The 14,616-nt window shown below is 32.1% G+C and carries 10 protein-coding genes; all 10 read left to right on the forward strand.

The genetic code is table 11. The features are described 5' to 3' along the window. Nucleotides 1-7: 7 nt before the first annotated feature. The 10 genes from P8K68_RS06295 (at nt 8) to P8K68_RS06340 (ending at nt 14,607) form a co-directional block, all read left to right on the forward strand. Nucleotides 8-856 (forward strand): putative zinc-binding metallopeptidase, encoded by an 849-nt coding sequence (locus tag P8K68_RS06295; RefSeq protein WP_300248840.1) that lies wholly within the window; start codon nt 8-10, stop codon nt 854-856. Nucleotides 857-871: 15 nt separating this feature from the next. Further along, nucleotides 872-1,252: a RidA family protein gene (locus P8K68_RS06300; protein ID WP_300248841.1), complete on the forward strand. Its 381-nt coding sequence runs from the start codon at nt 872-874 to the stop codon at nt 1,250-1,252. Nucleotides 1,253-1,387: 135 nt separating this feature from the next. After that, nucleotides 1,388-2,053, forward strand: a complete 666-nt coding sequence (locus P8K68_RS06305; RefSeq protein WP_300248842.1) for a response regulator transcription factor — start codon at nt 1,388-1,390, stop codon at nt 2,051-2,053. Nucleotides 2,054-2,417: 364 nt separating this feature from the next. Then, on the forward strand, nt 2,418-5,939 hold the full coding sequence (locus P8K68_RS06310; RefSeq protein ID WP_300248843.1) for a nitrate reductase: 3,522 nt from the start codon (nt 2,418-2,420) through the stop codon (nt 5,937-5,939). A 92-nt stretch (nt 5,940-6,031) separates the two neighbouring features. Continuing rightward, nucleotides 6,032-7,465 (forward strand): rubredoxin, encoded by a 1,434-nt coding sequence (locus P8K68_RS06315; RefSeq protein ID WP_300248844.1) that lies wholly within the window; start codon nt 6,032-6,034, stop codon nt 7,463-7,465. A 394-nt stretch (nt 7,466-7,859) separates the two neighbouring features. After that, complete coding sequence (locus P8K68_RS06320) at nt 7,860-8,336, forward strand: glycosyltransferase (RefSeq protein WP_300248845.1); 477 nt, start codon at nt 7,860-7,862, stop codon at nt 8,334-8,336. Nucleotides 8,337-8,599: 263 nt separating this feature from the next. Beyond that, nucleotides 8,600-12,202 carry a PKD domain-containing protein gene (locus P8K68_RS06325; protein ID WP_300248846.1) on the forward strand — a complete coding sequence of 1,201 codons (3,603 nt, stop codon included), beginning with the start codon at nt 8,600-8,602 and terminating at the stop codon, nt 12,200-12,202. 263 nt (nt 12,203-12,465) lie between these two features. Further along, a complete protein-coding gene (locus P8K68_RS06330) occupies nt 12,466-13,176 on the forward strand; it encodes an alpha/beta fold hydrolase (protein ID WP_300248847.1) in 711 nt (236 codons plus the stop codon). 37 nt (nt 13,177-13,213) lie between these two features. Continuing rightward, nucleotides 13,214-13,897 carry a methyltransferase domain-containing protein gene (locus P8K68_RS06335; protein ID WP_300248848.1) on the forward strand — a complete coding sequence of 228 codons (684 nt, stop codon included), beginning with the start codon at nt 13,214-13,216 and terminating at the stop codon, nt 13,895-13,897. A 53-nt stretch (nt 13,898-13,950) separates the two neighbouring features. Further along, on the forward strand, nt 13,951-14,607 hold the full coding sequence (locus P8K68_RS06340) for an acetyltransferase (protein WP_300248849.1): 657 nt from the start codon (nt 13,951-13,953) through the stop codon (nt 14,605-14,607). The last annotated feature ends 9 nt before the right edge of the window (nt 14,608-14,616 follow it).

The following is a 14,616-nucleotide window of genomic DNA, read 5'->3' on the forward strand; positions in this document are numbered from 1 at the left end:
GTTCTGTGTGGCTTGTCAGCTTAATAGAAAAATACCAAACGAATCAGATAAAGAAAGTTTTGAAAAATGGCGGAAATTAGAAATAGCCAAACACAGATTGATTTATCAATTAAGTAAATTGAAATTGCCTTTACAATCAAAAATTAAGACTGATGATGGTATTGCTTTCGATTTTATTTCAGCAAATAACAAAGAAAAAAAACTTACTGGGCATGCTAATGGTATAATTACCATATTACTTTCTGAGGCAGACTCTGTCCATCGCGAGCAACTAAAAAAACAAATGGATGAACCTTACAGGACATTATTGGGTCATTTTAGGCACGAAATAGGACATTATTATTGGACACTTCTTTTTAAAAATAATGATTTGCAAAATTTTAGAAACCTCTTTGGTGATGAACAGAGCGACTATGGGGAATCTTTAAAAAGTTATTATAGTTATGGCGCGCCGCTAAATTGGAATGTAAACTATATTAGTAAATACGCCAGTGCACACCCCTGGGAAGATTGGGCTGAAACATGGGCGCACTATTTGCATATTATGGACACTTTGGAAACAGCTAATGCTTTGGGCATGTCTTTTTCGGCTTCAAACACACCTACGCAACAAAATATTACTACTACCATCTGTCCAAATCCTTATAAGATTCATAATTTTAAAATTATTTTTGATGCTAGTATTGCATTAACTTGTGCTGCAAATAGCTTGAATAGGTCTATGGGCTTACCAGATATTTATCCGTTTGTTATTCCAGCACCTGTTTATAAAAAATTGGCATTTATACATGCATTATTGTATAACAATTATTTAAATAATATTGAGTTAAATGGATTTGAAGTAATTACGGCTTAATAAAAAAAGTACAATATGAAAAGAAAACTAATAAGTTCAGGCTCTGTATTTGAAGAAAAAATAGGGTACTCAAGAGCGGTTGTTCAAGGCAGTTGGATATTTGTTTCTGGAACTACAGGTTATAATTATGAAACTATGACTATTAGTGATGATATTGTTGAACAGGTAGAACAGTGTTTTATTAATATAAAGGACACTTTAGAAAAGGTTGATGCTAATCTATCAGATATTGTTCGTGTCACTTATATTTTGACTGATGCCAATGCTTTTAAAAAATGCTGGCCAATACTTCAAAAATACTTAGGTACAATAAAGCCCGCTGCAACCATGTTTTCTGCAGGACTTGCAGACGATAATATGAAAATTGAAATTCAGGTTACAGCACTAAAAAGTTAAATACGTAGTATTACGTAATTTTATTACATTTGTAGTTATTAATCCTGAGAGGTTTTATAAACCTATAGATCTAGAATCAAAATTAAAAATAAACCCAAATCGTTTTAAACGAAATGGGTCAACCTAATAAATGCTATGGAAATAATTAATGTCGTTCTTGCAGATGACCATGTTTTAGTTAGAGATGGAATTAAAGCACTTTTAGAAGACCAACCTGGAATCGTTGTAATTGATGAAGCATCAAATGGAAAAGAAGCTTTAGAGGTTATAAGTAGAAACAAACCGCATGTTTTAATTGTTGATATTAGAATGCCAGAAATGAATGGAATCGAAGTGGTTGGAGAAGTAACGAAGTCACATAAAGATGTTAAAACATTAGTATTATCTATGCACGATTCCGAAGAATATGTTGTTAAAGCTATTCAAGCAGGTGCAGATGGGTATTTATTAAAAGGTGCTAGTAAAGAAGAATTTTTAAAAGCGGTACACAAGGTAGCTTCGGGTGGTAAGTATTTTACGGGCGATGTGTCTGCTATAATCATGAATAATTTTGTAAACGGAAATACGAATACCATAGCTGCTCAAAAAGAAACGCCAAAAGAAAATCCGTTTAAATTGACGAAACGCGAAAAGCAAATACTTAATTTGGTGCTTCAATTAAAAAACAATAAAGATATTGCTGATGAACTTCAAATCAGCAAACGAACCGCCGAAGTTCATCGTTTTAATCTTATGAAAAAACTTGAAGTTAAAAACCTGATGGAATTGAGTAATAAGGCAAAGGTGTTTGGTTTGATTTAATTATTAATTTTTTTCTTTTATCGAATAAGTCCTAGTTTATAAGAATATAAAAAACAGCTTTATTTTAAATCTTATTTTGCTAAATCTGCAAAATTCACTTCTTCAAATTATCAAACTAACATTTTTTATATTTATACTTAATTTTTAACATTGAAATTAAGTATAAATACTTAGATTTGTAAGTAATGGTATTAATTAAGCTTAATGTTTAACTATTAAATGCTTACGATAAAAAAGCAAATTTTTGACTTAGTTTTTATGGAATTAAAGATTAAAGCAGTCTTATTTGAGGTATTCTAAATAATATTAAACAGGCTTGTATTAAGATAAATTATTGTTTTAATTAGTAATAAAGTTGGTCTCAATGATTAAAAACGAAGTAAAAACAACGTGTTCCTATTGTGGTGTTGGCTGTGGGATTATTGTTAAAAAAGATAATAACAATACCGTTTTTGTTGAGGGCGATAAAGATCATCCAGTAAACAAAGGTATGTTGTGCTCTAAGGGCATGAATTTGCATTATGTAGCTAATGATACATCTGATAGGATTCTGTATCCCGAAATGCGGTGGAGTCGATCGCACCCTCTTGAGCGTGTGAGTTGGGATGATGCTTTAGATAGAGCAGCTAGTGTTTTTAAATCGATTATAAAAAAGCATGGGCCAGATAATGTAGGATTCTATGTGTCAGGGCAAAGTTTAACCGAGGAATATTACATCGCTAATAAACTAACCAAAGGATTTATTGGTACAAATAATATAGACACAAACTCTCGTTTATGTATGAGTTCTGCTGTGGTTGGCTATAAGAAAACCTTTGGCGAAGATAGTGTGCCAGTGTCTTATGAAGACATCGAATTAGCAGATACATTTTTAATTACTGGAGCAAATCCTGCCTGGTGTCATCCTATTTTATTCCGTCGTTTAGAAAAACGAAAAGAAGACCATCCAGATGTAAAAATTATAGTTATAGATCCAAGAAAAACAGATACTGCTAATTTTGCAGATTTGCACTTACAATTATTACCAGGAACCGATGTTATTCTATACAATGCTATTGGAAGATGCTTATATAAACGCGGTTTAATTGATGAAGATTTTATAAAAAATCACACAGAAGGATTTCAAGATTATAAGAGTTTAATTTTCAAAACCTCTTTAAAACAAGCTTCAAAATTGTGTGGCGTATCAGAAAAAGAGATTCAAAAAGCAGCAGATATTATAGGACTATCAAAGGGTTTTATTAGTATGTGGGCTATGGGACTTAATCAAAGTGTGATAGGTTCAGATAAAAACGTTTCGCTTTTAAATTTATCATTAATTACTGGTCAAGTTGGAAAACCTGGTGCTGGTCCTTTTTCACTTACAGGTCAGCCAAATGCTATGGGTGGAAGAGAAGTAGGCGGTATGGCTAATTTACTAGCGGTGCATAAAGATTTATCTAATGCGGAACACCGTAGTGAAGTCGCTCAGTTTTGGGGTGTAGATAAAATTAATCCGAAACCAGGATTAACTGCCACCGAAATGTTTGATGCGCTTGAAAGTGGGAAAATGAAAGCCGTTTGGATTGCATGTACAAATCCGTTAGTAAGTTTACCAAATTTAAACCGCATAGAAAAAGCCATGAAAAACGCCAAGTTTGTTGTGGTACAAGATATATCTCATAAATCTGATACCGTCGCTTTCGCGGATTTAGTTTTGCCTGCGGCTGGATGGTTAGAGAAAGAAGGCACTATGACGAATTCTGAAAGAAGAATTTCATACTTACCAAAAGAAATTGAAGCACCAGGAGAAGCAAGACCAGATGTTGAAATATTCTGTGATTTTGCGCAACGAATGGGTTTCCGCGGATTTAGCTTTAATAATGCTAGCGAAATATACGACGAGTATGCATCCATGACCAAAGGAACCAATATTGATGTGTCGTTTTTAAATTATGATAGATTAAAAAGTGAAGGTACATTCCAATGGCCAGTATCAGAATACAGACATCAAGGAACACCAAGGCTTTTTGAAGATAAAAAGTTTTATACACCATCACAAAAAGCACAATTTAATTTACCGAGTGCCATTGAAAACACATCGCTATTACCTAATAACGAGTATCCTTTAATTTTAACAACAGGTAGAGTTAGAGACCAATGGCACACCATGACCAAAACAGGAAAGGTATCCCGTTTAAAAACACATTACCCAACGCCCGTTCTAGAGATTAATCCTGTGGATGCTTTTTTGTATAAGATTAAAAATGGCGATATAACAGAAATTAAAGGCGAAAATGGCATAGTAAGAGTAAGAGCAAAAACGACCGATACCATTAAAAAAGGCGTGGTATTTTTACCAATGCATTGGGGAAAACAATTGCAAAGTAATTTAAATAGAGCTAATAATTTAACCAACACACATGTTGACCCCATATCAAAAGAACCCGATTTTAAGTTTACCCGTGTGGCCGTTTCAAAATATAAAAAAGTAGCTGAAAAAATTATTATTGTAGGTGCTGGAGCTGCGGCATTTAGATTTGTTCAAAATTATAGAGAACAAAATGAAACGGATGAGATTCATGTCTTTTCAAAAGAGCCTAATGTATTTTATAACAGAGTATTACTTCCTGAGTATGTTACCGAAGAATTATCTTGGAAACAACTTTTAAAGATTAAAGAAAAGGAATTAAACAAGCTTAATATTAGCTTACATCCAGAAACATCCATTTCAAAAATTGATAAAGCGACCAAAGTGGTTACAGATAGCCATGGTAAAACTCATAGTTTTGATAAATTGATTTTAGCAACTGGGAGTCGCGCTTTTATTCCAAAAGATGTTCAAATAGATTTACCTGGGCGTTTTACCATGCGTAATAAAAGCGATGCAGATAGTTTTAAGGATTATTTAGATGCTACGGGACTACCTCCAGAAGAGCAACATGTCGTTATTGTTGGTGGTGGTTTATTAGGTTTAGAGTTGGCTGCAGCTATGAAACATAAAAACACTAAAATAACGATTGTGCAACGTGGTTCGCGTTTAATGGAACGTCAGTTAGATAAAGTTTCTAGTAAATTACTAGCATTAGATGTTCAAGAACGTGGCATTCAAATTTATTTTGACAATGAAGTAAGTACGGTATTTGATGATGAAGATACAGGCGATTTAAACATCACTTTAAAAAGTGGCAAATTTATAACAGCAAATGCTATTGTTTATGCTATTGGAACGATTCCAAATATAGAAATAGCTCGAGAAAATGGCATAAGTTGCAGCAGAGGGGTTAAGGTAAATCAGCATCTACAATCTTCTCATCCTGATATTTTTGCTATTGGAGAAATAGCAGAATTTAAAAATCAATTATTCGGCATTACATCTGCGGCAGAAGAGCAAGCCAATATTCTAGCCAATTTTATTGCCGGCGATATTAGCTGCTTTTATAATGGTTCGATACTCATGAATATTTTAAAATTTAACGATTTAAATCTTTGTAGTATCGGGGATATTAGTGTACCCGAAAATGATGATAGTTACGAAGAAATCATATTTACAGACATTAAAAAACGGTATTACAAAAAATGTATTGTAAAAGATGATTTACTGGTTGGGGCTGTTTTAATGGGTGATAAAAATGAATTTGCCGAATTTAAAACCATGATTGAGAGTAAAATTGAAATGGCAGAAAAGCGGGATAAATTACTCCGCGGATCATCGAATGATGTGCCCGTTTTAGGAAAACTCGTGTGTTCTTGTAGTCAGGTAGGTGCAGGAAATATTGAAGAAGCTATTTTAAAAGGCTGTACAGATTTTACAGAATTATGTAATAAAACAGGTGCAGGATTAGGTTGTGGTAGTTGTAAGACTGAAGTTAGAGAGATGCTTCAAAATTCAAAAGTATTAGTATAATGAAACATCTATTGCTAAGTAAACTAATGATTCAAAGCAATGAGTATATAGATGTTACATGTGACTATTAAAAAAATATTATAAATAAACACATGAAAGAACCATATCGATTACTAATTAACGGAGGTGTTCTATCTCCTGGCGAATTAAAATATATTTGTGAAGCAGCAGAATTTTTGGGCTTAGATGCCATTTCTTTTGGTTCTCGTCAGGATATTATTTTTCCTGAAGAAATAGATGAAACTAAATTTAGTCAGTTCGATAAAATTCAATTTGTAAAGCCGAAAAGAGATGGTATTGAAAATATTGCATCTTCGTACGTTTCCACTGAAATTTTACCAAGTACCTCATGGCTTACTAGTGATCGTTATTTATATATTTTAGAACAGTTTAAGCATAAAACCAGATTGCGTATTAATGTCACAGACCCAAAACAAAGATTAGTACCATTATTTACAGGTAACGTAAATTTTATAGCTTCAGAACATGAAGACTATTGGTATTTGTATTTACGACTTCCGGACTGGGAAAAAACAAAAATGTATCCCGCATTAATTTATAGTTGGGATATGGATAAGGTCGAACTAGCTATTGAAAATATTTTGATAGAAGAGCCAGAAACTATTGAAATGGTATTCGATTTAGTAAGTGACGCAATAGACACCAACAACCGCACAGTAGATAAACCTTTGGAAGTCCCTTTTTACCCATTTCCATATTACGAAGGCATGAATAGAATTGGAACAGACCGTTATTGGTTAGGTTTATATTGGAGAAATAATAGATATGATATTCCTTTTCTGAAAGCGATGTGCGAATTGTGTTCAGAAAACAAAATAGGTAAAATTTCCATTACGCCATGGAAATCATTTATTGTAAAGGGCATCCCCCTACATTCAAAATTAAAATGGGAAAAGTTTTTAGGAAAGTTTGGAATTAATGTACGTCATTCTATGTTGGAAATGAATTGGCATTTACCAGTTAATGATCCAGAAGCTTTAAACTTAAAAAAATATTTGGTCACTAATTTCGATCAAAATGATATTAGTACATACGGATTAACTTTTGGTATAACTAGTCATGATAGTGATACTTATAATTTCACTTCTATTGTCATAGAAAAAAACAAAAAACCTGAAATTAAAGGCGGATTCAAAATAAGAGATACTTATAACTTATTGTATGCCAAAAATTTCGATCCAAATACACGAAAATACATCATGCATGTTCAAGATATTGATATGGTAGAATTACCTGGATTATTAATGGAATTAAGTCAGCTCTATTTTGATCAATTAGGAACAGAAAGAGAAGATGAAGATATGCAAACTACTGTAAAAACACCTACAGAAGAAGACGTGTATCAATGCTCAGATTGTATGACTGTTTATAATCAATTATATGGAGATATTACTCAAAATATCTTACCTAATACCACTTTTGAAAGTTTACCAGATACTTATGAATGTTCACTTTGTGAAGCTCCGAAAAGTAGTTTTGAAAAGAAAACTTTGGTAAAATTATAGGTTTTGGTACTTAGTTAATTCTAATCAAAAACAATTCCCCGATGCTTACATTTTAGTTTCCTCTAAAATTATTATTCCTGTTAAAACGGGAATTTAAATAAAGTGTTTCATTTTATATGTATAATGTAAACCTTCAAAATTACTCTTTGGCTTGCACTAGGTGGTGCAGCAGTTATTAATTGAAATTACTGTAAAAGAAAATAGTGATTTTACATTGGTAAATGTTGCTAATAGATTCTGTAATAGTGTTTCTATTCACCGATAGGTATTTGCTATTCATCTGCCGTAAAAGTTGTATGAGCTAAATTTATGTATTAGCCTAACTTATAGTCTTATTTTAGTTGAAAAGAATGGTTATTCAACCTAAAAACCTAAAATCAAATCATATTTAGAAATGAAAATAGGAATCATAATTGTGTTTCATAATAACGAAAAAGACTTTAATGTAAACTTTCTAGCACAACAAATAGAGCGCGCTCAAAATTTAGAAATTTGTTTAGTAAATAATTGTAGTAAGGATAATACTTATCAATTACTATGTGATATAAAGGAAATATGTAATACTAATAATGTTTCAGTTATTGATATGAAAAAATTCAAATCAGATATTTCAGCAATACGAGTGGCTGCTAAGTATATGTTGAATACCTTAAATTTAAGTTGTATAGGGTATATTTCGGCTATTTTATTGAATACTAAATATCATAACCTCAGTAAATTAATAGCGTCTGTTAACAAAAACAAAGAGCAAGTTTTTAGCCAATATATAGAAACAAAAGAAAATCAAAGCGCCAACACTTCCCTTTTTGAAAGCCTATTTTCTGTTATTAAGTACTTAGAGCAAATAAAAGAAAGTCCTGAGATTATTTAGTTTTCAATTTTAATTATAACTAAGCTTTAGTATGGTTTTAGTCCCTTAAAACCTGCTATGGTAGTATTAAAACCTTTTTTCTACTCATCTACAGATAATTGCCTTTCAATTACATTTTAGAGCCACTCATCGAAATATAGTAGACATCCTTAAAATCTAATTTTATATTTGTTAAGGTATTGATTTTTAAGTAGTTGAAAAGCAAAAAAATACCGATTAAATGCAATATACATAAAAAATGTTAATTCCCAAATTACATGATAATGATTTTTAAAACTACACCAAAAAAGCAAATTTTACTTATTTTATTAATAGTATTTAGTATTGTAACCACCACAGCCCAAACTAATTTACCATACTTTACAAACTTTGAAGGTAATAATGGAGGATGGACCGATGGTGGTGATCGATCTAAATATATTGCTAACTATTTTGCAGGTGCTCCCCAAGGAAGAGGTTCTTGGGTGTTATATAATGATGATGGTAATGACTCCTCTTTTTATAAAGATTTTAATTTAAGTGGCTATACAACAGTTACTATTTCTTTTTCATTTAAATCAAATGGTTTTGATAACGATAAAGATTTCTTTGTAGTTAAGCTTGGTGGTACTACAATTTTAACATACAAGCATGATGATGATTGGAATGATAATAATATAAAATATACAGCCAATATTAATTTAAGTTCAAGTAATTATACTTTTACAAATAGTTCTGAAATACGATTTGAATGCGATGCTGGTAAATCGGATTATATTTATTTTGATGAAATTTCAATAACAGGTACAAGTCCATCACCTCCAGTAGCAGATTTTTCAGCAGATAATACAGCGCCATATACCAGTGATGTGGTTGCTTTTACAGACGCATCAACAAATACTCCAACAAGTTGGGTATGGTCTTTTTCAAACCCTGGTAATGTTACATATGTCAACGGTAGCACGGCTACTTCTCAAAACCCTCAAGTATCGTTTAATACAACGGGGCTTTACACAGTTACCCTAACGGCAACCAATGCAGGTGGTAATGACGATGAAATTAAAACAAATTACATTAATGTAATAGAACCTGCCAGTGACAATCCTGCTACTTTTACAGTTAGCCAATCGGCAATTGCCCCATATACATTTTTTGATTACATTGCAACAGCAAATTCTAGTGGCGACCCCATAATTATAGCTTATAATACTGTTAATTCTTTTGGAACGCCTACAACTGATGGTTCTGGTAATGCCCTAATAAACGGTAATGGTACTATTATTTTTGAAGGTAATGTTGCTGACATAAACAGCACAATTAATTCGAATCCACTGAATCAATTAGAGCAAAATACAATTTATTATTTTAAAGCATGGTCGTTAGGTTCAGGTGGTTTTTCTCGAGGTATAGAGGTTAATGCCACAACTGCGGGCGTTGAAGCACCAAACTCTTTCACGGCAACGTCAAGTAACTCTAGTAACAATTCTTCTTTTACAGCTACAGCAAACAGTTTAAATGATAATTTAATGCTTGTTTTTAATACCGAAGATGATTTCGGTGTTCCAGAAGATGGTGTTTTGTACCAAATTGATGATGAAATAGGGAATGCCGTAGTACTTTTAAGTTCAGTAACGGCCGAAACCATAACCAATTATATAGATGATTTTTTGTTGTTTAATACGGTTTATTATTACCGCATATATTCTGTGTCAAGCGGTATATGGTATTATTCTCAAGCTTATCAAGCAGATGATGTAACAACAATAACGGGTGATATTTGGCAAAATGATATTACTACTGATACTCCAAACATTTATAACCCTTATACCATTGGCGATCAGGTAGCTACAAATATTTCAGTGTCTGGTATTTCTAGAGGCTCTGGTTTGATTGGAAATGATGATGATAATGATTACGAAGCAAGGAACTGGAATACTAGTAACAGTTTAAATCTTTCAGATAACGATTATTTTGAGTTTACTTTAACTCCAGATACAGGATACGAAATTAACTTTTTCAAATTTTCGTATGACGCTTCAGATAGTAATGGAGATTTAAATAAAGTGGCATTGAGGTCGAGTGTAGATGGTTTTGCCTTAAATATTGGAGATGAAACAGATGGAAGGGATGGTGCGGATTTTGATTTAACTGATGATGCTTTTCAAAATATTACCGAAGCCATTACTTTTAGAATTTATGGATGGGATGCAGATGATAGCGGTGTGGATTTTAGAATTAGAGATTTTGGATTTAAAGGTGCTATTTCCCAATATGCCATTTGGAATGGCACGAGTTGGTCTAACACAAATGGCCCAGATTTAGGCATGCGAGCTGTTATTGATGGCGATTATAATACTGGTATTGGTGGTACGCAAACAAGCTTTAGGTGTAAAGCGTTAACTGTTAATGCGGGCAACACATTAACAATAGCTAATGATACTTTTGTACAAGTAAACTACAATACATCAGGCGCCGGAAACCTTACTGTAGAAACCAAGGGTGCTTTTGTACAAAGCGATAATGATGGCGTGTTTAACATAACAGGAACATCAAAAGTAAATAAAAGTACACCTTATAAATATGCATGGTATTATTATACCTATTGGAGTTCGCCAGTAAAAAATATGGATATTGAAGTTGCTTTTCCTAATAGTAGAAGAAAATTCTATTGGGATGATACGTCTTCTAAATGGCAATCTGCAACCAATCAAACCATGCAAACAGGAGTAGGGTATACCATTACAGGTTCAGCAGTTGGGGTGCAAACAGTTTCGTTTGAGGGCGAGTTTAATACAGGTACTATTACAACACCTACTATTTCTTATAATCCAGCTAACGATGAAAATTGGAGTTTAATTGGTAATCCATATCCTTCAGCTATTGATTTAGATAAGTTTCTTGGTACTAATGCGGCTGTTCTTGAGGGTGCAGCGTATTTCTGGTCTCAAGAAACGGCGCCAGTTGGAGGTCAATTTAGTGGTACAGATTATATTCCATTTAATGCCACGGGGAGTGTAAGTACAAGTCCAGATCGGGAATTTGATGGTTATGCGCCCTCTGCTCAAAGCTTTTTTATTGCAAGTAAGGCTTCAGGTAACGCTAGGTTTACCAATGCTATGCGTATGGCAGATATTGACAGTAATAGTCAATTCTTTAAAAGTGCAGGGGTTCCGCCAAAAGGATTTGATGTTGTTTACAACAAGTTGTGGCTTAATTTAAGTGCTGATAATGGGATATTCAGTCAAATATTAGTAGCTTATTTAAAAGGCGCTACAAACTTAGATGATGGTTTAGTTTTTGATGCTACTAAATTTGGTGAAGGTTCGGGAACTTTTTTGTATTCAACTATTGAAAACTCAAACCATAAATTTGTAATTCAAGCCAAAGATGTAAATAGTATAAATGAAAACGAAAAAATAGCTATTGGGCTAAAAGCAAGCATAGCAACTACATATTCTATATCTATTGCTAAATTACAAGGTGATTTTTTAAGCAGAAACACCGTTTATTTAAAAGATAATTTACTTGATGTAATGCATAATTTATCTGCTAGTGATTATACCTTTACCTCTCAAATAGGGGAGTTTAATACACGGTTTGAAATTGTATTTAATGGGCAAGCGCTTTCAAATGAAAACTTTACTATGAGCAGTGATACTATAAAAATTATTGAATTAAATAACGACGATATACTGTTTAGCACCAGTAATAGTATCCTAATGAAAAAGATTAGTATTTATAATTTAATGGGGCAACATGTATTTGATATTAAAGCCAATAGTGCTTCAAAAAAATATAACTTTAGAAATCAAAGCAGTTCGGTCTATTTTGCAAAAATAGCATTGGATGATGGTACAATTATAACAAAAAAATTCATTAAAAAATAACACTTGTTTTATTAAGTAGATTTCTAAAAACACAGAGTAAAAATCAAAGAAACTATATTACTACAATATAGTTTCTTTGATTTTATAATATTATGAAAAAGTCTTATAAACGTTGTTATTATGGGTTTTAGAAAGGTCTGTTACATAAAAATAAAAATTTATGTTTACATAATTAATCATAATAAAGCATAATAAAGCATAATAAAATATTCGTTTTAAATCAAAATTTTTTTGTTTTATAAGCAAGAAATAAAAATTAACATATGAACACCTATCTTTTAATTCATGGGTCTTGGCATGGGGCATGGTGCTGGAACAAAATTATTCCGCTTCTTGAAAAACAAGGACACAAAGTTATTGCTCCAGATTTAACAGGACATGGCAAAGATAATACTCAAATTAAAGAGGTGTCGTTAAAATCTTATACAGATCATATTTGTAAAATACTAGACACTTTAAACGAACCAGTAATACTAGTTGGTCATAGTATGGGTGGTTTAATTTTGAGTCAAGTTGCTGAATACCGCCCAGAAAAAATAAAATTATTGATTTACGTTGCTGCTTTTGTCTTAAAAAATGATGAAGCTATATTATCATACATAAGGCAAGATTCAGAATCATTGCTTATTCATAATATTAATTTCAGTAAGGATATGAGTATAATAGGGTTAAAAGAAGATGCTATTAAAAAAGTATTTTATGAAGATTGTTCTGATGAAGATATTTCTCGTGCAAAATCACTAATCGTCCCCCAAGCCGTTAAACCCATTAAGACCAGACTAAATATTAATAACGAAAAATTTGAACTGATACCAAAAATATATATTGAATGCCTACAAGATAAAGCAATCTCTAAAACAATGCAAAAGAGAATGTATTCGAAATTTAGTTGGAAAGAAGTATATTCAATTGATAGTAGTCATTCGCCATTTTTCTCAGTACCAAAAACCCTTGTAGCAAGTTTTAATATCTAAAAAAAAACATGTTTTTCATGTTTTATAGTCCAAATTTATGTCTGTAAAAACACAATTTTCGATAAACGCAATACATTATAATGAATATAACTTAATTCAGAATAATGTTATTAAGCATCTTTTAGATAAAACCGATTCAAAACCAATTTCAATTTTAGATTTAGGGTGTGGTACAGGAAGATTATGCAATTCTATTAGCTGGACCGTTAAGAATTTTTATGCTGTTGATTTTTCAGAAGACATGTTGCTTATACATCCTAAACCGAAAGGAGTTAAATGTATTAAGGGAGATTTTAATGACATTAAGTTATTCCGTAAGCTTAGTCAGTTTAAAGTAGATCGTATTTTTTCTACATCTTCTTTACAATGGGCTACAGACCTCGATGCATCTTTCCGATACATCAAAAATCTTAATGCTCCAATTTCATTTGCTATTTTCACTTCAAATACATTTAAAACTGTTTTTGATACTGCTAATATTCCTCCTCTTTTGCGTAAATCAGAAGAAGTAACATCTCTTGCAAGTAAATATTTTGATGCCAAATACGAAACTATAAAGTATACGCTTTCATTTAATAATCCATACGAAATGTTTCGCTACATTAAGAAAAGCGGCGTAAGTGGTGCGCGTAATATCCTTGATTATAAAAGAATGAAGAATTTAATCAATAATTACCCAATAGATTATTTAGAATTTGAGGTACTATTCATCACTGAATGATGCATTTGTAATTTAAAAAAAATATAGTATTGAGTAATGAAAAGAAAATTTAGATGAAAAAAGAAAAGCCTAAAATTGTAGTTTTTGGCACAGGTGGTCATACAAAATCTGTAATTAGAATTATAGAAGCAGAAGCTAAATGGGATATTTACGGTTTGTTAGATGATTTTGGGTACCAAGACGAAGTTAATGATATTTTGGGTTATAAAATTGTGGGGTATAGAAATGATATATCTCATTTACAAGCGGCAAAAATAGTACATGGTTTTGTTGCCATTGGTGATAACAATATTCGAGCAAAAATCACTAATGACTTAATATCAAAAGGTATTAAAATAACAACTATTATACATCCAGGAGCTACAGTTTTGAATAGTTCGTCTATAGGTTATGGGACTATGATTCATGCACAGTCAGTTATTGGTGCAGATAGTATAATAGGTAAAGGTGTTATAATTAGTGCATTGTCAGGTGTTGGACACGATAGTGTTATTGGGGATTATTCTCATTTAACACCAGGCGTATTAATAGGAGGAGGTGTTACAATAGGAGAGTTTTCTTTTTTGGGGCTAGGTGCAGTAGTTCTTCCTGGTGTAAAAATAGGCAAGAACGTACAAGTTGCGGCTAACTCTGTTGTAAACAAAGACCTAGACGATAATGTTGTTGTGGCTGGAAATCCTGCAAGAGTTATAAAGAGAAATATACCTTAAGAGTAAATA

This window comes from Algibacter sp. (assembly GCF_029245835.1).
Taxonomy (GTDB): domain Bacteria; phylum Bacteroidota; class Bacteroidia; order Flavobacteriales; family Flavobacteriaceae; genus Algibacter_B.

Excerpts from the sequence above, each read along its gene's own strand:
- P8K68_RS06315 (WP_300248844.1), top strand. The coding sequence starts at position 6,032 with ATGAAAGAACCATATCGATTACTAATTAACGGAGGTGTTCTATCTCCT.
- P8K68_RS06325 (WP_300248846.1), top strand. The coding sequence starts at position 8,600 with ATGATTTTTAAAACTACACCAAAAAAGCAAATTTTACTTATTTTATTA.
- P8K68_RS06335 (WP_300248848.1), top strand. The coding sequence starts at position 13,214 with ATGTCTGTAAAAACACAATTTTCGATAAACGCAATACATTATAATGAA.
- P8K68_RS06310 (WP_300248843.1), top strand. The coding sequence starts at position 2,418 with ATGATTAAAAACGAAGTAAAAACAACGTGTTCCTATTGTGGTGTTGGC.
- P8K68_RS06305 (WP_300248842.1), top strand. The coding sequence starts at position 1,388 with ATGGAAATAATTAATGTCGTTCTTGCAGATGACCATGTTTTAGTTAGA.
- P8K68_RS06320 (WP_300248845.1), top strand. The coding sequence starts at position 7,860 with ATGAAAATAGGAATCATAATTGTGTTTCATAATAACGAAAAAGACTTT.
- P8K68_RS06300 (WP_300248841.1), top strand. The coding sequence starts at position 872 with ATGAAAAGAAAACTAATAAGTTCAGGCTCTGTATTTGAAGAAAAAATA.
- P8K68_RS06340 (WP_300248849.1), top strand. The coding sequence starts at position 13,951 with ATGAAAAAAGAAAAGCCTAAAATTGTAGTTTTTGGCACAGGTGGTCAT.
- P8K68_RS06330 (WP_300248847.1), top strand. The coding sequence starts at position 12,466 with ATGAACACCTATCTTTTAATTCATGGGTCTTGGCATGGGGCATGGTGC.